A 26,190-nucleotide genomic window follows, 5' to 3' on the forward strand; every position below is an offset into this window, starting at 1 on the left:
GCTTTTTGCAGCGCGGCCCGTGTCTCACGCCAGGAACGCGCGGAACCGGCGCAGCGCGATCGCGAAGAAGACGCCGCCGATCACGGCGAGCGCGAGAAGCTGCGGCCACACCGATTCCAGGCCCGCGCCGCGGAACAGGATGGCCTGGGCCAGCATCACGAAATGCGTGTTGGGTGCCGCCAGCATGATGTCCTGGACGAATTGCGGCATGCTCTCCCGCGGCGTCATGCTGCCGGACAGAGTCTGCAGCGGCAGAAGGGTCATCATCAGCAGCAATCCGAACTGCGGCATCGATCCGGTGACGGTGGCGAGAAAGATGCCCATGCTGGTGGTGGCAAACAGCTGCAGCGCCGCCCCCAGCAGAAAGAGTGCGACCGAGCCGTCGATCGTGATTGCCAGCCAGCCCTTGATCACGAAGACGATCGACAGCGCGGAGGCCGCGAGCACCGCCAGCCCCATCGACCACACCTTGCTGACCATGATCTCCAGCGGCGTGACCGGCATCACCAGCAAATGCTCGATCGTGCCGTGCTCGCGCTCGCGGATCAGCGCCGCGCCGGTCAGGATGATCGAGAGCATGGTGATCGAGGTGATGAGCTCGTCGACGGCGCCGAACCAGGATTTCTTCAGCTCGGGGTTGAAGCGTGCCCGCAGGGTCAGCTCGATCGGCACGCTCTGCGCATTGCGCGTCCGCGCCAGGAACTCCGCGATCTCCGCGTTGACGATCTGCTCGACATAGCCGCCGCCGTTGAACGCCTGCGAAATCCGCGTTGCGTCGATGTTGAGCTGAATGGCCGGCGACTTCCGTGCCAGCAGGTCGCGCTGGAATTCCGGCGGGATGTTCAGCGCAAACGTGTCGAGCCCGGCGTCCATCCGCCGGTCCATTTCATACTGCGAGATCAGGCGCGGCTCGGAGAAGTACGGCGCCGTGAATGCCAGGTCGATGCGGTTCGAGACTGGCGAACGGTCCTCGTCGACGATGGCGATCGCGGCGCGGTTCAGTGTCTCCGGCAGCGCCTTGGCCCCGGCATAAATTGCAAGCGTGAAGGAATAGACGATGAGCACGAGCAGCATGGGGTCGCGCACCAGGCCGCGCAGTTCCTTGACCCCAAGCTGAAATACGTGGTCGAGGCGCATGATCACCGGGCCTGTTTCTTCAGCAGCATTGCGCCGGCGGTCATCAGAACCGGTATCATGACGGCGAGCGCCAGCAGGTCGTTGTGGAGAGTGTCGAAGCCGAGGCCCTTGGAGAAGGTGCCGCGCGAGATCGTAACGAAATAGGTGGTGGGATAGAGCTGCCCGATTGCAGCCCCCAGTCCCTGGAGCGAGGAGACCGGATCGATCAGGCCGGAATATTGGATGGCCGGGATCAACGTGATCAGGACGGTGCCGAACAGCGCGGCGATCTGGCTTTTCATGAAGGCGGAGATCACCAGTCCCATGCTGGTCGTTGCCGTGACGTACAACAGGGCGGCAAGGGCATAGGTTGCAAAGCTTCCGGTGAAGGGAACGCCGAAGACGGTGAGCGCGAAGCCGACCAGGAGGAGGAAATTGGCGAAGGCGAGCACGACATAGGGCAGTTGCGTGCCGAGCAGGAATTCCAGCCGCGTCACCGGGGTGACGTAGAAATTGACGATCGAGCCGAGCTCCTTCTCGCGCACGACGGCGAGCGCAGCGAGCACCGCCGGAATCAGGACCAGCAGCAGCGGAATGATCCCTGGCGCCATCGCGACGACGCTGATGACGTCGGGATTGTAGCGATAGCGCAGCTGGAGCTGGTAGGCGCCGGCGATCGCCGCCTCGCCATAGAGCTCGCGGCCTTTCTGCGCGAGCCAGTTGGCGTGGATCGCCTGGGCGTAGGAGCGCAGCGTCTCGGCCCGCGTCGGATTGGCGCCGTCGACCCAGGCGCCGATCTCCACATGGCGGCCGCGGCTGACGTCGCGGCCAAAGCCCGGCGGCAGCTCGATGGCGAGGCCGATCTCGCCGGCACGCATGCGGCGGTCGAGATCGGCGTAGTCGGTGATCGGAGGTTTCTCGGTGAAGTAGCGCGAGCCCGCGATCTGGAGGCTGTAGTCGCGGCTGATCGCGGTGTCGTCGCGGTCGAGCACGGCGAAGGTCAGGTTCTCGACATCCATGCTGATGCCGTAGCCGAGCACGAACAGCAGCAGCACGCTGCCGAGAATCGCGAGCGTGGCCCGGATCGGGTCGCGCCGCAGCTCGAGCGTCTCCCGCCGGGAATAGGCGAGCATGCGCGTCAAACTGAATGCGGCGTTGCGCCGGGCCGGTGGCGCGGCGGTTGCCGGTGCGGGCGCTGGCAAGGCGGCCGCCGGCTGGCCGGCCGGCTCGGTCGCGTCCGCGATCGCCTGTTCCAGGCAGGCGATGAAAGCCTGCTCCAGCGTCGCGGTGCCGTGCGCAGCCACGATCGCCGCGGGCGTGTCCGACGTCAGCACCTTGCCGGCATGCATCAGCGAAATCCGGTCGCAACGCTCCGCCTCGTTCATGAAATGGGTGGAGACGAAGATGGTGACGTTGTCCTTGCGGGAGAGTTCGGCGAGGATCTGCCAGAAGCGGTCGCGGGCGACCGGATCGACGCCCGAGGTGGGCTCGTCGAGGATGAGGATGTCGGGTGCGTGGATCATGGCGACCGCCAGCGACAAGCGCTGCCGCAGTCCGAGCGGCAACGCATCGGGCAGAGAATCGGCGACCTCGGCGAGATCGAACCGGGCGATCATCTCCTCGATGCGCGGGGCGATGGTGTCCGCCGGCAGCTGGAACAGCCCCGCATGCAGGTCGAGATTCTGCGCGACCGTGAGCTCGGAATAGAGCGAGAATCCCTGCGACATGTAGCCGATGCGCCGCCGCACCGACATGTCGCCGGCATCGATGGTCTTGCCGAACAGCCGCGCGGTGCCTTCGCTGACCGGCAGCAGGCCGGTGAGCATCTTCATGGTCGTGGTCTTGCCGCACCCGTTCGAGCCGAGGAAGCCGAAGATCTCGCCCTTCCTGATGCGGAAGCTGACGTCGTCGACGGCGACGAAGCCGTTGAAGCGCCGGGTCAGGTGGTCGGCCTCGATCGCGATCTCCTCATGGTCCTCGCCGCGCGGCGGGATGACGACATCGGTATGATTGCCGCGATCGGCTTCGGGCAAGAGGCGGATGAAGGCTTCATCGAGCGTGTCGGCACCGGTCTGCTGCTTGAGCGCGGCCGGCGTTCCGGTCGCCAGCACGCGGCCGGCATTCATCGCGATCAGAAAATCGAACTGAGCGGCCTCTTCCATATAGGCGGTCGAGACGATCACGCTCATGCCGGGCCGGCCAGCGCGGATCGAGGCGATCAATTCCCAGAACTGGCGGCGCGACAGCGGATCGACGCCGGTGGTCGGCTCGTCCAGGATCAAGAGCTCGGGATCGTGGATCAGGGCGCAGCACAGGCCGACCTTCTGCTTCATGCCGCCGGACAGCTTAGCCGCCGGCCGGTCGGCGAAGGGCGCGAGGCCGGTGTCGCGCAGCAGACCGGCGATCCGTCTGTTGCGCTCGGCCTTGTCGTGCCCGAACAGCCGGCCGAAAAAGTCGATGTTCTCGAACACCGACAGCGTCGGATACAGGTTCTTGCCGAGCCCCTGCGGCATGTAGGCGATGTCGGGACATACGTTGCGGCGGTGGCGCGCGCTCGCCATGTCGCCGCCGAGCACGTGGACATGTCCCTGCTGGATGGCGCGGGCTCCGGCGATCAGTGAGAGCAGGCTGGATTTGCCGACGCCGTCGGGGCCGATCAGCCCCACCATGCAGCCGGACGGGAAGTCGAGCGTGATCGCTTCCAGTGCGCGGGTCTTGCCGTAGCTCAGGCCCACGTCGTCGAGATGCACCACGCTGCCGGGCGCGGCAGGCAGCTCGGCTGCGGCACTCGTACTCATCTCGTCAGCTTGACGTTGAGATCGCCTGGCCATTGCGCGGCCGGATCGAGCTGCACATAGGCCATGCCGGGCAGGCCGGTCTTCACCTGCTCGATGTGCTGGCGCAGCAGCTCGGGCGCGATATGCGCCTTGATGCGGAACATCAGCTTCTGGCGCTCCTCCTCGGTCTCGACGGTCTTCGGCGTGAATTGGGCGACGTCGGCGACGAAAGTGGCTTTGGCGGGGATGACGTATTGCGGAATGGCGTCGAGCACCAGACGCACCTCGGCACCGATCGCGACCCGGCCGGCAGCGGCAGTCGGCAGGAAGAACGTCATGTAGACGTCGCCGAGATCGACCATGTTGAGGACGCGACCGCCGGCGGCGAGCACCTCGCCGGGCTGCGACACGCGGTACTGCACCCGGCCGTCGCGCGGCGCCTTCAGCACACTGTCGTTGAGGTCGGCATTGATGCTTTCGATCGCGGCCTTTGCCGCGTCGACGGCGGCGCCGGCGTCGATCACCATGGCGCGGGCGGAGCTGATCGCAGCCTCGGATGCCGCGACCTGGGCGTGGGAGGCGGCGAGCGCCGCCTTTGCCGTGGCGTTGGCGGAGCGGTCGTCGTCCAGGACCTGCTGCGCCACCGCGCTGGTCTTGATCAATTGTTCGGAGCGATCGAGCTTGCGGCTCGTGGTGTCGAGCTGCGCGACGCGTTGGTCGACCACGGCCTCCGCAGCCCTGCGTTCGGCCTCGCGCTGGTTCACCAGGCTCTTCGCGGTCTCGACATTGATCGCGGCGCGCTGCAGCTGGGCCTCGGCCTGGCGGCGCTGCGCCTGCAATTGCTCGGTGTCCATGCGCGCCAGCACCTGGCCTGCGCGGACGAAGTCGCCTTCGCCAACCAGGATGTCGCGGATCCGGCCCGGTGTCTTGGTCGCGATGTCGATCTCGACCGCTTCGATGCGGCCGTTGCCGCGGGCAAAGCCTGCCGGCAGCGTGTTGGTATCGCGGTGCTGCCAATAATAGTAGCCGCCACCTGCAACGAGGACGGCGATCGCGGCGATGACGCGACCCGAAGTGAAGTTCATCTGTTCAAAACGCCGCGAGGTGGCGCCCATTGTTGAGAGACGTGCGCCCGGCCGCTGATCGCGCGGGAGGGGCGGCCCCAACATGCAGCGAATTTTGCGTCGCAACTTGATGCAGATCAGACCGCGGCGCGAGCCATCCTTGCCTCTATTTTGGGCTGCGCGACGTCGTCGCCGCTCGTCCGCCCAAATGGGTCAGGCGGACGAGCGGATTGTTGAACGGATTACGATCCGCCCGAACCTCGCCGCCTCACTTCACCAGCGGGCAGCCGCCATCCTTGAGCGGGCGGAACGCCTGGTCGGCAGGAACCTCGGCAAGCAGCTTGTAATAATCCCATGGCCCCTTCGATTCCTCCGGCTTCTTCACCTGGAACAGGTACATGCTGTGCACCATGCGGCCGTCCTCGCGCAGCACGCCATTGTCGGTGAAGGCATCCTTCACCGGCAGCTCGCGCATCTTGGCCATCACCGTCTTGGTGTCCCTGGTGCCGGCCGCCTGCACGGCTTTGAGGTAATGCAGCGTGGCGCTGTAGGTCGCCGCCTGGTTCATCGTCGGCATGCGCTTGACGCGTTCCAGGAAGCGCTTGCCGAAGGCGCGGGTCTTGTCGTTGAGATCCCAGTAATAGGCCTCGGTGACGATCAGGCCTTGCGCCAGCTTCAGGCCCAGGCTGTGCACGTCGGAGATGAACATCACGATCGCGGCCAGGTTCTGGCCGCCGGCGACGATGCCGAATTCGCCGGCCTGCTTGATCGCGTTGATGGTGTCGCCGCCGCCATTGGCGAGGCCGATGATCTTGGCCTTGGACGCCTGGGCCTGGAGCAGGAACGAGGAGAAATCCGCCGTGTTGAGGGGATGCTTGACGCTGCCCAGCACCTTGCCGCCCGCGGCCTTCACGACATCGCCGGTATCGCGCTCGACCGAATGGCCGAACACGTAGTCGGCGGTGAGGAAGAACCAGGTGTCGCCGCCGTTCTTGACGATGGCGCTGCCGACGGTGTGCGCGTTGGCGTAGGTGTCGTAGGTCCAGTGCGCGGTATAGGGCGAGCAGGATTTTCCGGTGATGTCGGAGCTCGCCGCATCCGTCACGATCATGATCTTCTCGTATTGCTTCGACAGCTCCATCACCGCGAGCGCGGTCGCCGAGGTCGGCAGGTCGATGATCATGTCGACGCCCTCGGTCTCCCACCATTTGCGGGCGATGGTGGAGGCGACGTCGGGCTTGTTGAGCACGTCGGCCGAGACCATGTCGATCGGCTTGCCGAACATCTGGCCGCCGAAATCCTCGATCGCCATCTTGGTCGCCTCGACATTGCCCATGCCGCCGATGTCGGAATAGACCGAGGAGAAGTCGGAGAGCACTCCGATCTTGAGCGGCGCCTGCTGGGCGAAGGATGGACTGATTGCGAACGATGCGAGCCCGGCCGCGAAGGCGGCACGCAGAATAATCCGACACATGGTATTTCCTCTTGAACTTTATAGTTGGTGCGCCGGTTCAGATTGCCTCGGCGAAGCGGCAATTCTTGCGTAACGACGCCGCGCATGCGAGCCGAATTGACGCGGCCCATCGCGCCGTCTACGTTTTGCGCAAACATCGGAATCCCGCGAATGCAACGGCGTCGCCCCATGCTCCGCGGATCTCCGGCAGATTGCCAATTCAGGGGACGGAAATGACCGGAGACATTGCAGCCACCATTTCGAAAGCGCGCGAGCATTCCATCGGCGATCTGCTGCGCCGCTCGGCGGGGCGCGAGCCGAACAAGCTCGCGGTGAGCTGCGGCGAGGTGAGTTGGAGCTTTGCCGAGATGGATGCGATCTGCAACCGGCTCGGCCGCGGCCTGCTCGGCCTCGGCGTCAGCAAGGGCGATCGCATCGCGGTGCTGTCGCGCAATTCGCATGCCTTTGCCGCGCTGCGCTTTGCGGTGGCGCGGATCGGCGCAGTGCTGGTGCCGGTCAATTTCATGCTCAATCCCGACGAGATCAATTTCATCCTGAAGAGTTCCGGGGCAAAATTGCTCGCGGCCGGGCCCGACTTCGTCGAGTCCGCCCGCGCGGCCAGCGCCAAGGATTGCGCGGTCGAGAACATGATCTGGCTGCCGGGCGAGGATCCCGCGACCGCGCCCGCGGGTCTCACCACCTTCGACGATCTGCTTGACGCCGACGGCTCGTTCCTGGAAGCGTCGGTCGACAGCCGCGATCTCGCCCAGATCGTCTACACCTCGGGCACGGAATCGCTGCCCAAGGGCGCCATGCTGACCCATGAAGCCGTGATGTGGCAGTATGTCAGCTGTATCATCGACGGCGGCATGAGCGTGGATGACAAGTTCCTGCACGCGTTGCCGCTCTATCATTGCGCCCAGCTTGACGTGTTCCTGGGGCCGCAAGTCTATCTCGGTGCCTCCGGCGTGATCACGGGCAAGCCGACCGCCGACAATATCCTGGCGCTGATCCAGGCGCACAAGATCACCTCGTTCTTCGCGCCGCCGACGATCTGGATCGCGATGCTGCGCTCGCCGAACTTCGATAAGACCGATCTGTCGACCCTGCAGAAGGGCTATTACGGCGCCTCGATCATGCCGGTGGAAGTCCTGCTCGAGCTCCAGCGTCGACTGCCCGCCGTCAAATTCTGGAACTTCTACGGCCAGACCGAGATCGCGCCGCTCGCGACCGTGCTGCGGCCGGAGGACCAGCTGCGCAAGGCGGGCTCGGCCGGCAAGCCCGTGCTCAACGTCGAGACGCGCGTGGTCAACAATGCGATGGAGGACGTCAAGGTCGGCGAGGTCGGCGAGATCGTGCACCGCTCGCCGCATCTGCTCTCCGGCTATTACAACGATCCCGTGAAGACCGCGGCGGCGTTCTCGGGCGGCTGGTTCCACTCCGGCGATCTCGCCACCGTCGATGACGAGGGCCACATCACCGTGGTCGACCGCGTCAAGGACATGATCAAGACCGGCGGCGAGAATGTCGCGAGCCGCGAGGTCGAGGAGATGGTCTATCGCATCCCCGCCGTGTCGGAGGTCGCCGTGGTCGGCCTGCCCGATCCGCGCTGGATCGAGGCGGTCACGGCCATCGTCGTGGTCAAGAGCGGCGAGAAGCTCGACGAAGAGACCGTCATCAAGCATTGCGCCGGCCAGATGGCCCATTTCAAGGTGCCCAAGCGCGTCATCTTCGTCGATGCCCTGCCGAAGAATCCGAGCGGCAAGCTGCTCAAGCGCGAGCTGCGCCAGCGCTTCGTCGGCGGCGAGACGCTCGACAAGGCGGTGCAGAAGAGCTTTGGCACCTGAGCGGGAGCGCTTCCGCACGCGCTGCGCCGATACAGCAGGGCGGCCATTTCGGCAAGATCGTGGTCGAGTTCGCTTAACCGGCCTCGCCGGAAAGCTTCCGGACGTCGTCCGGGGTCTGTCCGAAGCGGCGGCGAAACGCCCGATGGAAATAGGAGACGTCGTGGAAGCCCGCGAGCTGCGCGATCTCGATGATCTTACGGGTGCGCATGGCGGGATTTCGAAGCAGCCGCTCGGCGCGCAGCAAGCGTTGCTCCAGCACGAAGCCGCTATAGGTGATGCCGGCCTGCTCGAACAGCAGCTGGATCGTCCGCGGGCTGATGCGATGCGCGGCCGAAAGACCGGTCAGCGATAGCCCGGGGCTGTCCAGCCGCGCCAGGATGTCGGACTTGAGCGTTTCGAAACGCGCCGCTGCAAGGCCGCGCATGCGCGCCTCCTCGGCGGCATCGCCGCGGGCTCCGATCATCAGCACGGCCAGGTCGAACAGGTGCTGCGAGACCGCGTCGAGCTCGGCCGGGGTGAGCTTGTCCGAATGCGTATGCGCGAGGTCATAATACCGCAGGAACATCGATGTGATCGGCCTGGTGCCGGGAATCGGCTGCGCGATCAGGTCCTCGGCATTCGGGCACGCGCGCAGCAGCGCCTTGCGGGGCAATAATGCGGTCTGAAAGTTGCCGTAGGCCATTTGACTGACTCTGGCCCCCCTGATCGACGGATCTCCGATCGTGAGGTCGCCGGCCGCGACGTTCAGCGGGCGCCTGCCCATGGTGCCGCTCAGATCCGAATTCGGTGACATGACGACGACCAATTCGTCGTTGGTGCCCATGGACACGAAGCTCATCGGCGTCCCGTAGGAGGCGGACAGCCTCAGGCGCGGAAGGATGGCCGGCGTGATCGTCCGGTGCACTGGGCCGTCCCCGATCGGAACGAAATCGGTCCCCATCACCTTCCGGCAGAACTGCTCGCGCCACCCCTCATAGGCCGGCCCCGTCGGATCGCCGCTGAATGAGAGCTGTGGCTGTGTCATCGATCGGAAGGTGCAAGTTCGTCGGTGATTTGGAGCAAGGTTGTACCGTCAGGCCGGTACACCGCAACGGCAAAAGCGCGGGATTGCGTGATAAGCCACTCGCGATGACGCGCGAAGACCGCGACGCGGTGCCGCAGTTCGGTGCGCCGGATCGTACGAGCAGTTCGGCGGTGTTCGCGCGATGGCGAAGCTCAGTACTTCTTCACCGCCGCCCCGAGCGCGAACCACAGCAGCATCGACGCGAGCCCAAAGCCGCCGAGCAGCAGGAAGGTCGGCCCGTAGCCGATCCATTGTGCGATCCAGCCGCCGAGCGCGGGACTGAGGCTGGCGCCGACGCCCTGCACCGTGATCACGGCGCCCTGGCCGAGATTGATGCGACCGGTGCCGTTGAGTGCGCGCGCGACCATGCCGGGAACGGCGACCGTTTGCAGTCCTGTGCCGATGCCGTCGAGCACCTGCATCGGCACCACGCCCCACCATCCCGTGACGAAGAACGCCAGCACGCCGCGGATGGGCAGGAACATGAAGGAGATCAGGATGATCGGCCAGTAATTGCGCTTGCTCGCCGCCTTCATTGCGATCAGCGAGGTCACGACCATGACGCCCTGCGCAATGACTACGGTGGTCGCGACGAAGCTTGGGCCGTTGGCCTGTCCCTCGGCGACCGCCGCCAGTCCGTAGAGCGGGACGATCGCGGCGTTGCCGAGATGAAACGTCGCGAGCGCCAGCGCCAGCACCAGCAGAGCGCGGTGCTTGAGCAGCATCGTGAACGCGTCCGGCGCGCTGTCCGGATCGTCCTCCTTGCAGCCGCGCGCGGCGCGATCGTCGATCGCCTTCGCCGGGATCATCATCACGCAGGCGATAGCGATGGCGCCGAACACGGCGGCCAGCGCGAACACGGCAAAATAGCCGTACTTGTAGCCGAGATAGCCCGAGAGCGCAGCGCCAACCATGTTGCCGGCGTGATTGTAGGCCTGGTTGCGGCCGTTGAGCGCGTTGAAGCCCTTCTGCTTGGCTATGCCGAGCGTGATGCCCGTGACGGCCGGCACGATCGCGGCGCTCGCCAGCGATTGCGCCACTTGCGAAAACGTCACCGCCCAGAAATTCTGCGAGATCAGGATGATCGCAGAGGCGGAGACCACGCAGATGCCGGGAATCACGACCCACATCCGCTTGTTGCGGCTGGCATCGATGAAGCCGCCGATCGGCGTCGTGACCAGCATGCCGGCGACGTTGCCGATCGTCATCGCGGTGCCGATCAGCCCGGTCGCCCAGCCGCGCTCCTGAAGGAAGACGCCGACGAACGGCCCGATGCCCGACTGCATGTCGGCCATGAAGAAGTTGAGCGCGAACAGAGGCCAGATACGGGAAGAGGAGGGAGGCCGCGATGTCATCGATACCCAAGCATGCTGTTCGTCTGTCGTGATCCTCTTGGCCAATCGATCTGGCGTTGATCCGAACGTAACGGTCGCTCGCCGCGTTGGTTCCCGTCACTGCTGATGCTCATCGACCTTGCCGAAAGCTCGTTCGCAATGTCATCCTGCGGTCTCCTACGGAGCTCGAGCCATGCCTCTCTGGACCTGCGAAACCTGCGGCGCGCAATTCCCGAGCGGCGGAAATCCGCCCGCCTCCTGCGTGATCTGCGAGGACGAGCGGCAGTTCGTGAACTGGAACGGACAGACCTTTCTCACGCGCGAGCAGCTCGCGCGGGGACATCGCGTGGTGGGCCGCGACGATCTTGGCCTCACCGGGATCGGCCTGGAACCGAGCTTCGCCATCGGGCAGCGCGCGCTGCTGGTGCCTCAAGGCGACGGCTGCGTGATGTGGGATTGTATTCCGCTCGCAACCGATGAAGCCATCCAATACGTCGCAGCGCTCGGCGGGCTGAAGGCAATCGCGATCTCGCACCCGCACTATTACGGCGCGGTCGCCGACTGGAGCGACACCTTTGGCGGCGTGCCGGTCTATCTGCATGCGGACGATCGCGCTTTCGTCACGCGACCGCATTCTTCCATCGTGCACTGGACCGGCGAAAGCCATCGGATCTCCGACGATGTGCTGTTGCTGCGAACCGGCGGTCATTTCGCCGGCGCCACCATGCTGCACTCGGCGCGCAGTGCGGACGGCAGGGGTGCGCTGCTCACCGGCGACATCGCCCAGGTGACGATGGACCGCCGCTTCGTCAGCTTCATGTACTCCTATCCCAACTACATGCCGCTCAATGCAGCCGCGGTGCGGCGGATCGCGGCAGCCGTCGAGCCGCTCGCCTTCGATCGCATCTATGGCGCGTGGTGGGGGCGCAACATCGCCGGCGGCGCCAAGGCCGCCTTCGCGGCGTCGGTCGCGCGCTATCTGGCGGCCATCGCCTGAGCCGGATCTATCTTGCTTGTCTTGAATAACTGTACTATAAGTACAGTATACACTGCAATGATGCAGATGCGGTCCGGCATGATCGATGCATCGTGCAAGTCGCGGCACTCTGTGGCCGCGTGAGCGGGAGATGGACGCATGACGGGGCCGCAGGATTACGAGATTTTCGACGCCGGCGACGTCTCGCTGCAATCCGGAGCCGTCTTCCCCTCGCTGAAGCTCGCCTACAAGACCTATGGCAAGCTGACCCCGGCCAGGGACAACGTCATCCTCTATCCGACCTCGTTCAGCGCGCAGCACATCGACACCGAATGGCTGATCGGGCCCGACGGTGTGCTGGACCCCACGCGCTACTTCATCGTCATCCCGAACCTCTTGGGCAACGGCCTGTCATCCTCGCCGTCGAATACCCCCGCGCCGTTTCCCGAGGTGAGCTATCACGATGCCGTCGCGGTCCAGCACCGGCTTCTCACCGAGCGCCTTGGCATTTCGAAGCTGGCCCTCGTCTATGGCTGGTCGATGGGCGGCATGCAGGCCTATCACTGGGCGGCGCTGCATCCCGACATGGTCGCGCGCGCGGCCGTGGTCTGCGGCAGTGCGCGTTGCGCACCCTACAATTACGTCTTCCTCGAAAGCGTGAAGGCCGCGCTCGCCGCCGATCCCGCTTTCCGCGACGGCCGCTTCGCCGAGAAGCCGGTCGCCGGTTATCGCGCCATGGGGCGCGTCTATGCCGGCTGGGCGATGTCGCACGGCTTTTATCGCGACGAACTCTGGCGCGAGGCGGGCTTCACCTCGCTGGAGGATTATCTCGTCCGCACCTGGGACGCGACATTTGCCCGGCGCGACGCCAACGATCTTCTGGCGCAGATCGGCATCTGGCAGAACGGCGATATCAGCCGCTGCGCGAGGTTCGCAGGCGATATCGATCGCGCGCTGGCGGCCGTCAAGGCCCACATGCTGCTGATGCCGGGCGCGACCGATCGCTATTTCGACGCCCGCGACAACGAGGACGAGCTCGGCCGGCTGGTGAACGCGAAATCGGCCGTGCTGCATCCGATTCCGTCGCTGCACGGCCATCGCGCCGGCAACCCAGTCAACAATCCGCGCGACCTGGCTTTCCTCACGGCCGAGGTCGCGGCGCTTCTCGGCAAGTAGGACAGGCATTTCGATCATGACCGACACGACCGTTTCAGAGCCCGGCCACCGCCTGAAGCCGCTGACGCCGACGATGCTGCGCGATCTGTCGGTCCGCTCCGATCTCAAGGGCGCTATGCAGACCGCTGGCCATTATGGCGCGATCGTGCTGGTGGGCGCGGCGATCTTTGTGGTTTCGTCGAGATGGGGCGTGCTCTGGGCGTTGCCGTTGATGGCGGTGCAGGGTTATGTCGTCGCCTTCCTGTTCATGGCGGTGCACGAGACCGCGCACAAGACCGCGTTCAGGAGTCGCGGCCTCAATCTGGCCGTGGGCCACGTCTCGGCCTTCATCATCGGATTGCCTTACGAATATTATTGCCTGTTTCACTGGGACCATCACCGCTACACCCAGGATCCTGACAAGGATCCCGAGCTGATCGTCGGGGTGAAACCGACATCCGACACGCAGCTCGCGATCGCCTATAGCGGCCTGCTCCAGGTCGCCGGCCGTCTCCGGCTGATGCTCGGTCACGCGGTCACCGGCAACGTCACCGTGCCCTGGATCCCCGAGAGCAAGCGCGCCGTCATCGTCAGAGAGGCGCGGGTCTATGTCGCGCTCTATGCTCTGCTGCTCGCGCTCTCGCTGTGGTTCACGTCAGCGCTACTGCTCTGGGTCTGGATCGTCCCGCTCATCATCGGGCAGTTCTTCCTGCGGCCCTATCTCTATGCCGAGCACACCGGCTGCGAGCGCACCCGCAGCGCTTTTGAGAACACGCGCACCACCTACACCGCCGCGTTCGTCAAATGGTTTGCGTGGAACATGCCTTACCATGTCGAGCACCACGCCTATCCCTCGATCCCGTTTCACGCGCTGCCGAAGCTGAACGCAATCGTCGACGACGAGATCGTACATCGCGGCCACGGCTACATCCGAACGACGCGCGAGACCTGGACCTGGTTTCGCCGGCAGCGGCAGGCGGGCTAGGCGGACGAGCGCCGATCGAGATTCCCGTAGTTTGTCGTGGGTTTGCCGGCTTCCGATAGCGAGCTTTACGACGTGTTCATGCACTTGCTTGATGGCCCGGAGCACTCCCATACCGTGCCGTCGCGCTCGGCATAAACCTGATCAAAATCAATCGCTTGGCGCCTCGACAAAGATGCCTAACGAATTCCTCCGGATCGGGAAAGTTTTAGCCGTGTTGTATTCATGACCAGGCGAGACCGCTGCTGTAAGCATTGGGTCATCAACGCCGCCGACGTCTGGAGAGTTTGGTGATGAGCGCGACGAGAGGCCGTCTTCTTGTGGTCGACGACGACCTGGTGCAGCGAGTCCTGATCGGCAAGATCGGGGCGAAACTCGGCTACGAGACGGTCGTTGCGTCCTCCTATGAGGCCGCAACCGAGCTGCTGGGCCGCGAGGCCTTCGAGATCATGGCGCTCGACCTGTCGCTCGGAGAGCGGGACGGGGTGGAGCTGTTGCACTTCGTCGCCGAGCGAGGCCTCCGCGAGATGTCGATCGTCATCATCAGCGGCTGCGACGATCGTATCATGAAGGCCACGCGACGGGTCGCGAACGGGTTGAAGCTGTCGGTCGGCGGATGCCTGACAAAGCCGCTCGATCTGAACCGCTTGCGCAGCGCACTCGAATCTCCGCGGCGTGCGCCGCTGGCCGCGGCATCGACCTCGCCGCAGCTCCCGATCACGCCGGCGAGAATCATGCGTGGCCTCGCCGACCGCGAATTTTTCGTCGAGTTTCAGCCGAAAATCTCGCTTGAGACCGGAAGGGTCGTCGGCGCCGAGGCGCTCGCACGCTGGCGCACCGCCGAATTCGGGATGGTCTCGCCCATGGTCTTCATTCCGATCGCCGAGGAGGCCGGCCTCATGCGCGAGGTGACCGATTGCATCCTGTCATCGGCGATGTCGCAGGGCCGCAAGCTGATCGAGCGCAATCCCGGCTTCACCATTGCCGTCAACATTTCGGGCTCGCTGATGTCCGATCTGGCCTTGCCCGACCGGATCGAGGAGATCCTGCGCCGCGAGAACATCTCGCCGACCTCGCTGACGGTGGAGATCACCGAGACTTCGGCCATGGCCGACGTCGAGCGTGCCAACGACATCCTGGTGCGGCTGCGGCTCAAGAAGATCGGGACGGCCATCGACGATTTCGGCACCGGCTATTCGTCGCTCGCGGCCCTGGCGCGGCTGCCGTTCAGCGAGCTGAAGATCGATCAGTCCTTCATCAAGGGCTGCGAATCCGACGATGACATGATGAAGATCGTCGATGCCTCGGTGGCGCTGGCGAAGGCGTTCAACATGAAGGTCGTGGCCGAGGGCGTCGAGAGCTCCGAAGCGCTCGAGATCATCCGCCGCATCGGCTGCGATGTCGCCCAGGGCTTCTTCTTTGCGCCCTCGCTGCGGCGATCGCGCGCCGAACGGTGGATCTCCGAGCGCAATGCACTCGCCGACGGGCACGGGGCATCGGCGACGCCGGTAGCTCTCGCAGGCTGAGATGGCGAACCCCGGTCGCCGGGCGACCGGGATTCGTCAACAGATGCAGGCGGCTCAGTAGATCCCGTAGGCGCAGACATTGACGACGCGCACGCGCAGGCCGTGACGGGTCCGGACCAGGCGTTCCTGGTAGCAATTGCTGACGCCGGTGTTGAGGTAAATTCCGCCGAAGCCCCAGCCGGGACCCCAGTGGTGATGACCGTGATGGTGATGGAAGCCGCCGGCCGAAGCGGCGGTCGGGGCCAGAGCGGCAACGCCGAGCGAACCGGCGGCGATCAGACCGAGAGCAAGCTTACGAAACATCTTCATTCTCCATTTGGCACTAGGGCCGTTGTTGTGTCCCTGCATCTCGGTCGGGCCGAGATGCGATCGCGTTCACGCGGGATCAGGAGAATCGTGTTTCAGGATTGTTTCGTGGCCTGCGGCGTAATGTGCCGGTGTGATGTTTTCCGCGCCGCGCGGTAGCGCGCGGCCATCGCCTGCGTCAGTTCCGTCATCTTGTCGCGGAGATCGGCGGGCTCCAGCACTTCGGCCTCGGGGCCGAGCCGCAACAATTCGGCCGCGGCGTGCCAGGATGTCTTGCCGACAGGCACGCGCGCAATGCGCCAGCCGTCGGCATCGCCGGTCTCTGCGAGCTGCGTACGCGCCTTGACGTAAGGCTGGCTCAATGCGTCGAGCAGCTTGACGCCGAACGGCGACAGCCGCACCACCGCGACATTGGGATGCATCTCGGCCTCGAGGCGAAGTGTCGCGGCCTGCCAATAGGCGGCAAGATCGAAATCGGTGGGGCGCTCGAAGTTTTCGTCGAGCGCCGCGCAGTCGAGCACGCGCGCGACACGATAGGTGCGCACGCTGGCGTCGACCTGGCCCGCGAGGTACCAGTTCCCGCCCTTCAGCACGAGGCCGAGCGGCGCGAGGCGGCGCTGCTTCTCGGAACGCCAGCTCTGATAGCGGATTTTTATCAATGTCCCGCGCAGCACCGCGCCGGCAATCGTGCGTAGATGTCTTGGTTCTTCCGCCTCGCCAAACCAGCCCGGCGCATCCAGATGAAAGCGCTCCTGCATACGACTGGCGTCCTCGCGCAGATGGGCGGGCAGCGCCGCCATCAGCTTGTTCTGCGCGGCGATCATCGCCGCATCGAGGCCGAGGGCCGCCGCAGGACCGGGCAATCCGGTCAGGAACAGCGCGCCGGCCTCGCTCTGCGACAGGCCGTTCAGTCGCACGCGGTAGCCGTCGAGCAGGCGATAACCGCCCTCCGCGCCGCGGTCGGCGTAGACGGGCACGCCCGACGCCGCGAGCGCGTCGATGTCGCGATAGATCGTGCGCACCGAGACCTCGCAGGACTCCGCAAGCTCGGGCGCAGTGACCTGCCCCCTGGCTTGGAGGGTGGTGAGGATCGACAGCATCCGGCTCGCGCGCATGATTTCCTTAAACCATACCTGACAGGGGATGTCAGGTATGGGTCTCTACAAGATGCGCCTTGCCAGAGAGCGCCCCAGGAGAGCCTGCCATGACCGATCCGAACCGCATCACGCTGTATTACTCGCCGCAAAGCCGCGCCACCGGCACGCGGGTGCTGCTGGAGGAGCTGGGGGCGCCCTATGATCTCCACGTCCTCAACATGAAGGCCGGCGAGCAGCGGAAGCCGGCCTATCTCGCCATCAATCCGCTCGGCAAGGTCCCGGCGATCCGCCACCGCGAGGCCCTGGTGACCGAGCAGGTCGCGATCACCATCTATCTCGCTGATCTCTTCCCGCAGGCGGGTCTGACGCCTGCGCTGAACGATCCTCTGCGCGGCCCATATCTACGCTGGATCGCCTATTACGGCTCATCCTTCGAGCCGGCGCTGATCGACAAGTTCATGCAGCGCGAGCCGGCGCCCATCACGCAGTCGCCCTATGCCGACTACGACACCATGCTCGGCGCGCTCGAAGCGCAGCTGTCGAGGGGGCCGTATCTGCTCGGCGAGCGCATGACGGCTGCCGATGTGTTGTGGGGCGTGGCGTTCAGCTGGACCATGATGTTCGGCATCGTGCCGAAGAAGGACGTCTTCGTCCGCTACGCCGAGCGCATGACCTCGCGACCGACATTCCAGCGCATCAACGCGGCGGATGAGGAGATGGCCGCGCAGCATGCCGAGGCGGCAGGAGCGTAAAGGCTTTCGTTCTGATGGCGGGAAACGCGCCTCAATCTCCGCTGTCGTCCCGGGCAAGCGTAAGCGCAGACCCGGGACCCATAACTACGGGAAGGTGTTTTCCGGAGACTCGGAGTTATCAGCTTCCCGCCATAAGCACTCCTTGTGGTTCTGGTCCCGGATCTGAGCGCGCTTGAGGCGCGCTTGTCCGGGACGACAATGGAGTATGAAGCGTCTCCTCGTACTGCCCGACCCGTCCCTTAAAACCGCGGCGCTCTCTTCTCTGCGAACGCCTTGATGCCTTCCTTGATCTCCTCGCCGCGCATGCTGTCGCGGTGGCGTTGGTCGGCGGCGCGATCATCGAGCTCGCCGCGGGCGAATTCGTTGATGGCGCGCTTCATGCCGGCCATCGCCTGCGGCGCGTTGCCGGCGAGAACCGTCGCGAGCTGGTCGACCTCCTCGTCCAGGTACTCCACCGGCACCATGGCGGTGAGATAGCCGATCCGCAGCATCTCCGGGGCGCCGATCTTTTGCGCGGTCAGGAACAATCGCTTCGCGTTGTCGGCGCCGAGCCGGGTGACGTAGCGCTTGATACCGCTCCGGTAATAATGCAGCCCGAGCCGCGCCGCTGGCATGAACATCTCGGCGGTGTCGACGCCGATGCGGAAATCGCAGGCGAGCGCGAGATCGGTCGAGCCGCCATAGACGCCGCCGTTGAGCCGGCAGATCGTCGGCACGCCGAGATCCTCCAGCCGGTTGACGACGAGTTCGAAGGCAGAGCCCGCGCTCTGCTGCTCGTTTGCGCTGACGGCGCGCTCGGCGACCGAGTTGAGGTCATACCCGGCGGAGAAGGCGCGGCCGGTGCCGGTCAGCACCAGCACGCGGATGGCTGGATCGGCCTCGATCAGGTCGAACAGCCTGACGAGCTCGTCGAGGTCTTCCGCCTGGAGCCGGTTGAGATGCTTCGGCCGGTTGAGGCGGATGGTGGCGCGTGCGCCGTCGCATTGGAGCAGGGGGCTGGTCGCTGCGTCGGTGACGTCCGACATTCTTGTCTCCATCGTACCTGTTTTGGAGGGCGCGGCGTTTCGCCTCGGCGTCGCCGCCGGTCTAAGCGAGATCGGGATGCCGTGCCATCTCGAAGCTGTCGCAGGCCCGGAATGCCCGGCACCAGTTCGAGCACCCAGAGCACGCCGCCGGTCCGACAGCAAGACCTGCTGAGCACGCCGATGGTGCCCGCGGCGCAGGCCGCCTTGGTCATGGGGTCTACCTGAAATGCGGGGGCTCGTCGTAACCGCGGCGGCTGCTGAAGAACAACAGCACCATCAGCCCAACGCCGACGATGATGGAAAACCCCGCGCCCAGCGCCAGCGCCACGTAGCCTTCCGTCGGAATCGGCTCACCATCGACCGCCATTGCGGAATAGGCGAAGTAGCCGGCCGCCGCCAGCATTCCCAGGAGGAGGATGATGAGGAGTGCACGCATGCGGCGGTTTCCGGTTGCAACAGAACCAACGGTTGCAGATCACGCTGGTTCCAGACTACCGACAGGGCGGAGGTCACAGCCCCAGCCGCGTGCCCAGACGCAATGCAGCACGTCGTGATGCGCTGCAGCGGCGGCCCCGAACGACCCGGCTGCTCAGGCGCTCTGGGCGGTCTTGACGACCACGACATTGCTGTCGTCGTGCGGGGCGGGGCCGGCGCCCGGCGCCGACTTCTCGGTCTCGCTGGCATGACGTTTCAGATGCTCGCGGCGCATGCCGATCTCGTCGCGGACGAACTCGTAGCCCAGCTTGAAGGTGTCGAGCCCGTCGGTACTGATCGTGCCGTCTCGCAGTCCGATGACGGCGCCGCGCAGGATGCCCTCGAGCTCGTCCTGAAGACATTCGAGCTGATCCAGCGAGTGGGCGTGCTCGATCCGCTCGCCGATGTCGAGGATGGCGGTGGAGAGTTCGCTGGCCTTCTCCGGCGCGATGCGGGTGATCTTGGCGTAGATCGCGGCGAAGATCGAGCCGATGACGCTGAGCGCGGCGGCGCCCACATACATCAAGTCGCTGTACTTATCCATGAACGACTTGGTGTCGTCGTTGATGTAATCGGCCGCGCCCTGGTGCGCCATCACGAAGGCGTCCTTCTCGACAGAGGCCGGCTCGATCCTGGTGGCAAAGCCGTTGTCGAGCCCGAGCGCGGATTTGTTCTCGTAGACGATGCGGGCGAGCTCGCCTGCCGTGCTCGGGGACATCCTGGATTGCGCCACCAGCAGCCATTCCAGCCCGATCGTGTCGAGGTCGTCATCGGGAATTTGCGGGGATGTCGACAGCGTGCCTGCCGTGAGCGTCTCGCTGGAAATGCCAGGAAGCCTGCGCGCCAGCGCCTTGGCCTCGTCGATCGCGTTGAGCGTGAAGCCGCCGCGCCGGGCGACCTGCTCATAGGCCTTGTCCCGTACCGCCCTGGAGGCATGGACAATGGCGACGACCGCGCCAAAGCCGTTTGCCGGTGCGAACAGCTTGTCGAGCGTTGCGCCCTGCGGCGCCATCTGGATCTTCGCCGCGTCCGGACCGTCGGGGATGTCGAGAATGCTGCGCACGAAGGCGAGGGAGGATTCGCTCTCGGCGAGAACGGCGACCTTCTTCTTCTTCAGCTCGGCGATCGATTTGATCTTCCTGTTGCCCGGACCGAGCAGGAGCACGAGATCGTGCTCGAGGATCGCGAGCGTGCGCGCCCGCAGCGGGACCTTGGCGTCGGTGCGCAGGACGGCGAGGTCGGCCTGCTTGCGGTCGAACTGTGCGAGCGCCTTGGCGCTGTCGGCGTTGTTGACGATCTTGATCCGCAAGCGCGAGGCGTTGGACGTTAGCACCGTGGCGAGCTTGGCCGCGAACAGCGCCTCGTCGCTGTTGGGGGCGCCGACGGCAAAGGTCAGCGTTTCCGAATTGTGCAGCATCGCGCGGCCGCCCCAGACGGTGGCCAGCGACAACAGCAGGGTCAGCACGACGTAGAGGAAGACCTGCTGCTGATTGGTCTTGATCACCTTGGGGCGCCGTGGCGGCGGTTCGGCAAGTGACGAAATCGGGCCTTCAGTACTCATGGCAGCACTCTGGCCTTATTGTCTCGGTGGTGGGCAGCTCGCGGATGCGATCGCGGGGCGCGCCCTAAAATTCGTAAACGTCTGAAAAAAGAACGGTATTCTCTATCTGGAATGATAGCGCGAAGGCCGCGGAAAGCAAATTTCGAGCCGAAGGTAACCTTACGCGAGGCTTCCGCGGCCATGGCTCGCCCCTATGCCCGGTTAGCCACACTTGGCGAATTTCCGGTTCCCCCGGCTGCATTCCGCCGCGGGAGATGTCATAAATCGCGCCTTCCGGCGATTTGACCGGTCCAGACCTGGTCCAAGAATAAGTTGCGCTGAACGCTCCAAATTTCCTTGTCACGTCAATGAGGGCGTCAGCCTTGTCGTTTCCACCCATGTCATCGGCGGTTCCGGTCGAAGCGCTCATTGGCTGGATGTTGCTGCTCACGTTCAAGCACATCATCGCCGACTTCGTCCTCCAGACCGCCTGGATGGCGCACGGCAAGGACCAGAAGCACGGCTGGGCCCTGCCGCTTCTGGTGCACTGCCTCGTTCACCTTGCGGTTGCACTGCCGCTGATCCTGATCGTGGCGCCGAAATTCTGGTTCGTGGCCTTCATCGACTTCGTGATCCACATCACGATCGACCGTGCCAAGGGGTTCGTCTCGGCGAATTTCGGGGTCGACCTGGCGCATCCCTGGTTCTGGACCCTGATCGGCGTCGACCAGGCGCTGCATCATCTGACCGGCTTCGGCCTTTCCATCTTCATGGCGACGAACTGAAACCGGCCCCTGCGGCCTTTGGCTGGAAGCAATCGCTTGCATCACGAAAGGTCGTCATGCCCGGGCTTGTGCCGGGCATTCACGTTCCTCGTGCCGTGTGGTTCTCCGTCATGGCCGGGACAAGCCCGGCCATGACGCCGCGCAGAGGCATTTGTACCCAGGAGCGCTTCCGATTCGCAGCCCGCGCGCAAGCACCCCGGGTGACTACCGGCCGGCGTGGTTAACCTTTCATTAGAGAATTGCGCTGCATCTTCCTCACACGAGGGAGAACTGCAATGTTTTCAAGCCGCGACGCCTTTGAAAGCGATTTCTGCCCGGTTCGCGACGAACTCCTTGGCGAGATGTACCGCGCCAGCGAGAGTGGCCTGCCGAGGTTGGTTGAGAGTGTTTCCCCTGACGCGCGCGCCAGGCTGGCGCTGTTCTGCTATCGCCGCAACCATCTGCATTCGCTGGCGGTCGTGATCGCAGCGAGCTGCAGCGAGCGCGATCTGATCGAGAACGGCGGCCGTGTCGGCTCCACGCTCTATGCGCTGTCTCGCGAAGGCGCGACCAAAGCCTCGCCGTCGCTGTCGGGCGGCCGCAAGCCGATCACGCTGTCGACCAAGCCGCTGTCGGTGCTCGCCCCGCTCGATGACGAGCTCGACGACGAGATCGGCGAAGCCGTTCCTGCCTAAACGATTGCGATCACCGGCAATCCGAACTTCCGCCGCGCCATCGCGCATTCGGCATCGCCCGGCATGCAGGTGCGGCACACCTCCGGCCGCGTCGCATAGATGCCGCACGCGGTGGCTTTCCCGATGTCCCCCTGCAGGGCCGAGCAGCGATCGCCCTCGCAGCGCATGCCGGACTGGCGTTCGTTGACCAGCGTCTCCGGAATCGCAGCGAGCTCCTCGTCGCTCTCGATCGAGAAGCGCGGCCAGTTGGCCGAATAGCCGCAGCACGCGCCGCAACTCTGGCAGCAGCTCGACGGATCGATGGGGGAACTCTCCTGCATCCTCGTCACGTGTCCTTTGGCGGGCCCCAGACCAGGCTCTGCCGCCATCTTGCGCGCAGCACGTCGCGTCGTTCCGGATATTTCTCGTCGAGATAGTTCGCCTCCACGACGCGGTCGGTGCGGAAGCTGCGGAAGTCGCCGCGCAGCTCGCACCAGGCGGCAAGCAGCCGCACCGCTTCGAGATAGCCGACCGAGATCGGCCAGATCATGCGCTCGCTGGCGCGGCCCTGCTCGTCGCGATAGCGCAGCATGATCTTCTTGCCTTCGTGGATCTGGGTGCGGGTGCGCGCCATGTCCAGGCGGTCCGGCTCCCTGTTCCAGCTTGGGCGCGCGCGGCTCGCCGGCTCCAGCACGAAGGGGCGCAAGCGTTCGGGCACGGTGTCTGCGATCTTGGCCATCAGATCTTCGGCCGCGCGCGCCAGCGCCGAATCGGCATGGCCGGCGACCCATTGCGCGCCCAGCACGGCCGCCTCGATCTCGTCGGGCGTCAGCATCAAGGGCGGCAAGTCGAATCCCTTCTCCAGGATGTAGCCCATGCCGGCTTCGCCGCGGATCGGCACGCGCTGGCCGATCAGCGTTGCGATGTCGCGATAGATCGTGCGTTTCGAGGTCTCGAGCTCGGCCGCGATGGCGTCCGCCGTCAGCGGCTTACGCGTGCGCCTCAGCACCTGGATGATCTGAAACAGCCGGTCGGCGCGTCTCATGACAATTCTCTTATCGGTGGTTTTTCAGCAAGCGGCGCGCGGCTGCTGACAGGATGTTGGCAGCAGGGGGGTTCTATACCGGGACAACACATCGACTGAAGGGGATTTGTCCATGATCATTCCAACCCATTTCGGCCCGGCGATTCCGATGCTGCGGGCACAGGCGTGGTCCGTATCGGCATTCGGCCGCCTCGTTTCGCTCGATCTCATGGCCGTCGATCTCCGGTTTGCTCTCGCAAGCGTGGTGGCACGCTCGCTGACCCAGGCCGCGGACGCGCTGGTCCGCCACGTGATGGGCCGCGCCTGGCGGGGAGCCCGCTTCGCAGAACATATCACGGCTGCTGCCACCATGGTGGCAGCAGCCGGTCGCTAGGTTCCGTCGACTTTCGAGACGTTCAGGAGAGCTCGCATGATCACGCTTTACGGCTTCGGCACCGGCTTCGGCCTGCCGGAAATCAGCCCCTTCGTCACCAAGACGGAGGTGCAGCTCAAGATGGCGGGACTACCCTACCGGAAGGAGCGGGCGATGCCGCCGGCCTCTCCCAAGGGGCAATTGCCGTTCATCGACGACGGCGGTGAGGCGGTGGCTGATTCCACCTTCATCCGCGCCCATATCGAGCGTCGCTACGGCTTCGATTTCGATGCCGGCCTGTCGCTGGCCGAGCGTGCGCAGGCCTGGGCGTTCGAACGGATGGTGGAGCACCATGTTTACTGGGGGCTGGTCGGGGCGCGCTGGGTCGATCCGGTGAATTTCGCCAAGGGACCTGCGCACTTCTTCGACGGCGCACCGGAGCACAACCGCGAGAAGCTGCGCGAGGATGCGCAGTTCCGCGTCGCCGAGAACTATCTGCTCTCCGGCCTCGGCCGCCACGCCCCCGATGACGATGTCGACCTCGCCGTGCGCTCGTTGTTTGCGCTCTCGGTGCAGCTCGGCGACAAGGCGTACCTGATGGGCAGCAAGCCCTGCGGCGTCGACGCCACCGCCTTCGGTATGCTCGCCGGCGTCCTGACGCCGTTCTTCGAATCGGCCTTGCGCGAGCGCGCGGAGGCCTTTCCGAACCTCACCGCCTTCGTCGACCGCATGATGGAGACGTATTACCCTGAATTCGCCTGGGCCCCGCTGCGGCAGGCGGCGTAGGAACGCAGCGTATCCACGGGTTCGGTGCAACCTCTCCCGCTTGCGGGGGAGGTCGGCGCGTCCGGGCGAAGCGAAGCTTCGTCCCGTGCGCCGGGTGACGGCTCTCTCCTCTGGGGCGCTGCTCCGTAAGCCACAATCCCAGCGCGGTAACACCCTCTCCCCAACCCTCTCCCGCAAGCGGGAGAGGGGGGCGCAGCGCTACCGGAGCGTCAGCTCGCTCACACGGACAAAACAAAAGAGCCGGCCCTTCGGCCGGCTCTCGTCGTCTTGGAGTGTTCGTCGCGCCTACTTCACCAGCGCGTACTTGCCGTCCTTCACCGTGAGCAGGATGCGGGCGCGTTCGTCGACGCCGTAACGGTCCTTTTCGGTGAAGTTGTAGACACCCTGGCTTGCCGCGAGGTCCTTCTCCGACAGCAGCGCCTGACGGATGGCTTCGCGGAATTCCGGCGTGCCGGGCTTGGCCGTCTTCAGCGCCACCGGGACGACGCGCTTCAGGATCTCGAACGCATCGTAGGAATGGCCGGCGAACTGGCTTCGGCTGTTCGGGCCGTACTTGGCCTCATAGGCCGCGTTGAGCGCGAGGCCCGGCTTCTTGGTCAGCGCGCTGTCCGGCTGTTCCTCGGGGGCCATGACGGGGCCAGAGGCCATCAGCACGCCTTCCGCCGCTTTGCCGGCGATGCGGATGAAGTCCATGCTGGCGGCACCGTGGGTCTGGTAGATCAGGCCCCTGTAGCCGCGTTCACGCAGCTCGGTCTGCGGCAGCGCGGCCGCGGTGCCAGATGCGCCGACCAGGATGGCGTCGGGATTGGCGGCGACCAGTTTCAGCACCTGTCCGGTCACCGAGGTGTCGGGGCGGGCGAAACGCTCCTCGTCGACGATGGTCATGCCCATCGGCACGGCCTGCGCCTTCAGGTCGTTGAACCAGAGATCGCCATAGGAGTCGGAATAGCCGATATAGCCGAGCGTCTTCACGCCCTTGGCCTTCATGTGGTCGTACAGCACCTTGCCGACGATCGGAATCGGCTGCGGCATTGCGACCGACCACTTCATGCGCTCCGGCGTGATCGGGAACGGCGCCAGGCCGAAATGCGGAATGCCGGCTTCGTTGGCGACGTTGGATACGGCGATCGTCGGCGGCGTCAGCGCCGAGCCCATGATGACGTCGGCCTTGGATTCGGTCACGAAGCGGCGGGCGTTCGTGGTCGCGGTGGTAGGATCGCCGCCGTCGTCGAGCACGATCACCTTCAGCGGCACGCCGCCGATCTCCTTCGGCACGAACTCCAGCGCGTTGCGCTCGGGAATGCCGAGGGCCGCGCCCGGCCCGGTCGTGGTGGTGGTGATGCCGATGGTGATCTCGCTGGACTGGGCCAGCGCGGGCAGCGCCGGCAGGGCCAGCGTCGCCGCGACGATCGCGGCAGTCAGGTAAAAGCGTTTCATTCTATTTCCTCCCTTTACGTGTTTCTTTGAAAGCAGAAATCGGGGGGTATTTCAGCCCCCTCTTTTGGTGATGCGGCGATTTAGCTCCAGGCTCTAACTCCCCGTGAACTTGGCTACCATTTCCGCCGGGAATGGTGCCGATTTCAGCTTGTCGGGGTTAACGGGATCGCGGCCGACCAGCACGCGGGTTTCGAACCCTTCGAGCGCCAGCGCCTCGCCTTTGTAGACGTTGTGCTTCACCTCGAAGCTCGAGCGCTTGATGCTCTCGATTCTCGTTTCAATGGTGATCCAGTCGCCATAGGTCGAGGGGATGTAGAACGTGGCCCGCGTGTCGACCATGGGGATGCCCACCAGGCCGTATTTGCGGACCAGATCCTGCTTGGAGAAGCCGGCGACCTCGAACAGGGTCGAGGTCGAATCGTCGAACATCGCGAAGTAGCGCGGGTAGTAGACGATGTTGGCGGGGTCGCAATCGCCCCACTGGATCTGGACCTCGCGCCGATTCACGAACATGCGGTTTGTACTCACTGGTGCCGGTTCTCACCTCTCCCGCAGGGAGAGGTCGAATTGCGCAGCAATTCGGGTGAGGGAGTACGCTCTCTCGATGGGGCAGGGCCCCTCACGCGGCGCTGCGCGCCGACCTCT

Annotated in this window: 25 protein-coding genes; 10 read left to right on the forward strand and 15 right to left on the reverse strand. The window is 65.0% G+C overall.

The annotated features are described in order from the left end of the window. Positions 1–24: 24 nt before the first annotated feature. The 4 genes from WI560_RS03660 to WI560_RS03675 all read right to left on the reverse strand — a co-directional run bounded on the left by WI560_RS03660 (position 25) and on the right by WI560_RS03675 (position 6,431). Positions 25–1,137, reverse strand: a complete 1,113-nt coding sequence (locus tag WI560_RS03660; RefSeq protein WP_375308762.1) for an ABC transporter permease — start codon at positions 1,135–1,137, stop codon at positions 25–27. Between the two features lie 2 nt (positions 1,138–1,139). Further along, entirely contained in the window at positions 1,140–3,914 is a 2,775-nt protein-coding gene (gene rbbA / locus WI560_RS03665; RefSeq protein WP_375306934.1) for a ribosome-associated ATPase/putative transporter RbbA, read from the reverse strand. Next, entirely contained in the window at positions 3,911–4,978 is a 1,068-nt protein-coding gene (locus WI560_RS03670) for an HlyD family secretion protein (protein ID WP_375306935.1), read from the reverse strand. Before WI560_RS03670 ends, rbbA begins: the two co-directional genes overlap by 4 nt. Positions 4,979–5,225: 247 nt before the next feature. Continuing rightward, complete coding sequence (locus tag WI560_RS03675; RefSeq protein ID WP_375306936.1) at positions 5,226–6,431, reverse strand: ABC transporter substrate-binding protein; 1,206 nt, start codon at positions 6,429–6,431, stop codon at positions 5,226–5,228. 212 nt (positions 6,432–6,643) lie between these two features. On the opposite strand from WI560_RS03675, the gene WI560_RS03680 reads away from it, so the two are divergent. After that, on the forward strand, positions 6,644–8,257 hold the full coding sequence (locus WI560_RS03680; protein WP_375306937.1) for an acyl-CoA synthetase: 1,614 nt from the start codon (positions 6,644–6,646) through the stop codon (positions 8,255–8,257). Between the two features lie 73 nt (positions 8,258–8,330). On the opposite strand, the gene WI560_RS03685 is transcribed toward WI560_RS03680, so the two are convergent. Next, positions 8,331–9,281 (reverse strand): AraC family transcriptional regulator, encoded by a 951-nt coding sequence (locus WI560_RS03685; protein WP_375306938.1) that lies wholly within the window; start codon positions 9,279–9,281, stop codon positions 8,331–8,333. Positions 9,282–9,472: 191 nt separating this feature from the next. Further along, on the reverse strand, positions 9,473–10,675 hold the full coding sequence (locus WI560_RS03690) for an MFS transporter (protein ID WP_375306939.1): 1,203 nt from the start codon (positions 10,673–10,675) through the stop codon (positions 9,473–9,475). A 172-nt stretch (positions 10,676–10,847) separates the two neighbouring features. Here WI560_RS03690 and WI560_RS03695 point away from each other — a divergent pair, with 172 nt between their 5' ends. The 4 genes from WI560_RS03695 (at position 10,848) to WI560_RS03710 (ending at position 15,293) form a co-directional block, all read left to right on the forward strand. Then, complete coding sequence (locus WI560_RS03695; RefSeq protein ID WP_375306940.1) at positions 10,848–11,651, forward strand: MBL fold metallo-hydrolase; 804 nt, start codon at positions 10,848–10,850, stop codon at positions 11,649–11,651. 138 nt (positions 11,652–11,789) lie between these two features. Next, the gene (locus WI560_RS03700; RefSeq protein WP_375306941.1) at positions 11,790–12,806 is read left to right on the forward strand and encodes an alpha/beta fold hydrolase; all 1,017 of its coding nucleotides are present in this window, start codon (positions 11,790–11,792) and stop codon (positions 12,804–12,806) included. Between the two features lie 16 nt (positions 12,807–12,822). Beyond that, on the forward strand, positions 12,823–13,770 hold the full coding sequence (locus WI560_RS03705; protein WP_375306942.1) for a fatty acid desaturase: 948 nt from the start codon (positions 12,823–12,825) through the stop codon (positions 13,768–13,770). A gap of 290 nt (positions 13,771–14,060) precedes the next feature. After that, on the forward strand, positions 14,061–15,293 hold the full coding sequence (locus tag WI560_RS03710) for an EAL domain-containing protein (protein ID WP_375306943.1): 1,233 nt from the start codon (positions 14,061–14,063) through the stop codon (positions 15,291–15,293). A 54-nt stretch (positions 15,294–15,347) separates the two neighbouring features. Here the strand turns inward: WI560_RS03710 and WI560_RS03715 are convergent, their stop codons facing one another. Both WI560_RS03715 and WI560_RS03720 read right to left on the reverse strand, forming a co-directional pair. Further along, positions 15,348–15,596: a hypothetical protein gene (locus WI560_RS03715; RefSeq protein WP_028138614.1), complete on the reverse strand. Its 249-nt coding sequence runs from the start codon at positions 15,594–15,596 to the stop codon at positions 15,348–15,350. A gap of 98 nt (positions 15,597–15,694) precedes the next feature. Next, positions 15,695–16,714, reverse strand: a complete 1,020-nt coding sequence (locus WI560_RS03720; protein ID WP_375306944.1) for a helix-turn-helix transcriptional regulator — start codon at positions 16,712–16,714, stop codon at positions 15,695–15,697. A gap of 89 nt (positions 16,715–16,803) precedes the next feature. Here WI560_RS03720 and WI560_RS03725 point away from each other — a divergent pair, with 89 nt between their 5' ends. Further along, entirely contained in the window at positions 16,804–17,448 is a 645-nt protein-coding gene (locus tag WI560_RS03725; protein ID WP_375306945.1) for a glutathione S-transferase family protein, read from the forward strand. Between the two features lie 239 nt (positions 17,449–17,687). Here the strand turns inward: WI560_RS03725 and WI560_RS03730 are convergent, their stop codons facing one another. The 3 genes from WI560_RS03730 to WI560_RS03740 form a co-directional block, all read right to left on the reverse strand. Continuing rightward, positions 17,688–18,473 carry an enoyl-CoA hydratase/isomerase family protein gene (locus tag WI560_RS03730; RefSeq protein WP_375306946.1) on the reverse strand — a complete coding sequence of 262 codons (786 nt, stop codon included), beginning with the start codon at positions 18,471–18,473 and terminating at the stop codon, positions 17,688–17,690. Positions 18,474–18,690: 217 nt separating this feature from the next. Continuing rightward, positions 18,691–18,909 (reverse strand): hypothetical protein, encoded by a 219-nt coding sequence (locus WI560_RS03735; protein WP_375306947.1) that lies wholly within the window; start codon positions 18,907–18,909, stop codon positions 18,691–18,693. Between the two features lie 153 nt (positions 18,910–19,062). Beyond that, on the reverse strand, positions 19,063–20,508 hold the full coding sequence (locus WI560_RS03740) for a TAXI family TRAP transporter solute-binding subunit (protein WP_375306948.1): 1,446 nt from the start codon (positions 20,506–20,508) through the stop codon (positions 19,063–19,065). A gap of 416 nt (positions 20,509–20,924) precedes the next feature. Here WI560_RS03740 and WI560_RS03745 point away from each other — a divergent pair, with 416 nt between their 5' ends. Both WI560_RS03745 and WI560_RS03750 read left to right on the forward strand, forming a co-directional pair. After that, positions 20,925–21,272 (forward strand): DUF3307 domain-containing protein, encoded by a 348-nt coding sequence (locus WI560_RS03745; protein ID WP_375308763.1) that lies wholly within the window; start codon positions 20,925–20,927, stop codon positions 21,270–21,272. Positions 21,273–21,547: 275 nt separating this feature from the next. Then, positions 21,548–21,946 (forward strand): hypothetical protein, encoded by a 399-nt coding sequence (locus WI560_RS03750; RefSeq protein WP_375306949.1) that lies wholly within the window; start codon positions 21,548–21,550, stop codon positions 21,944–21,946. On the opposite strand, the gene WI560_RS03755 is transcribed toward WI560_RS03750, so the two are convergent. Both WI560_RS03755 and WI560_RS03760 read right to left on the reverse strand, forming a co-directional pair. Continuing rightward, on the reverse strand, positions 21,943–22,266 hold the full coding sequence (locus WI560_RS03755; protein WP_375306950.1) for a YkgJ family cysteine cluster protein: 324 nt from the start codon (positions 22,264–22,266) through the stop codon (positions 21,943–21,945). The two genes, WI560_RS03750 and WI560_RS03755, sit on opposite strands and share 4 nt — an antisense overlap. A gap of 5 nt (positions 22,267–22,271) precedes the next feature. Beyond that, positions 22,272–22,970 carry a YafY family protein gene (locus WI560_RS03760; RefSeq protein ID WP_212087737.1) on the reverse strand — a complete coding sequence of 233 codons (699 nt, stop codon included), beginning with the start codon at positions 22,968–22,970 and terminating at the stop codon, positions 22,272–22,274. Positions 22,971–23,082: 112 nt separating this feature from the next. On the opposite strand from WI560_RS03760, the gene WI560_RS03765 reads away from it, so the two are divergent. Both WI560_RS03765 and WI560_RS03770 read left to right on the forward strand, forming a co-directional pair. Continuing rightward, positions 23,083–23,343: a hypothetical protein gene (locus WI560_RS03765; RefSeq protein ID WP_028138605.1), complete on the forward strand. Its 261-nt coding sequence runs from the start codon at positions 23,083–23,085 to the stop codon at positions 23,341–23,343. 36 nt (positions 23,344–23,379) lie between these two features. Next, a complete protein-coding gene (locus tag WI560_RS03770) occupies positions 23,380–24,108 on the forward strand; it encodes a glutathione S-transferase family protein (protein WP_375306951.1) in 729 nt (242 codons plus the stop codon). Positions 24,109–24,393: 285 nt separating this feature from the next. On the opposite strand, the gene WI560_RS03775 is transcribed toward WI560_RS03770, so the two are convergent. Both WI560_RS03775 and WI560_RS03780 read right to left on the reverse strand, forming a co-directional pair. Then, positions 24,394–25,545: an ABC transporter substrate-binding protein gene (locus WI560_RS03775; protein WP_375306952.1), complete on the reverse strand. Its 1,152-nt coding sequence runs from the start codon at positions 25,543–25,545 to the stop codon at positions 24,394–24,396. Between the two features lie 93 nt (positions 25,546–25,638). Further along, positions 25,639–26,058 (reverse strand): acyl-CoA thioesterase, encoded by a 420-nt coding sequence (locus WI560_RS03780; RefSeq protein WP_375306953.1) that lies wholly within the window; start codon positions 26,056–26,058, stop codon positions 25,639–25,641. Positions 26,059–26,190: the final 132 nt, after the last annotated feature.

It is taken from the genome of Bradyrhizobium sp. A11 (assembly GCF_042077125.1).
Classification (GTDB): domain Bacteria; phylum Pseudomonadota; class Alphaproteobacteria; order Rhizobiales; family Xanthobacteraceae; genus Bradyrhizobium; species Bradyrhizobium japonicum_B.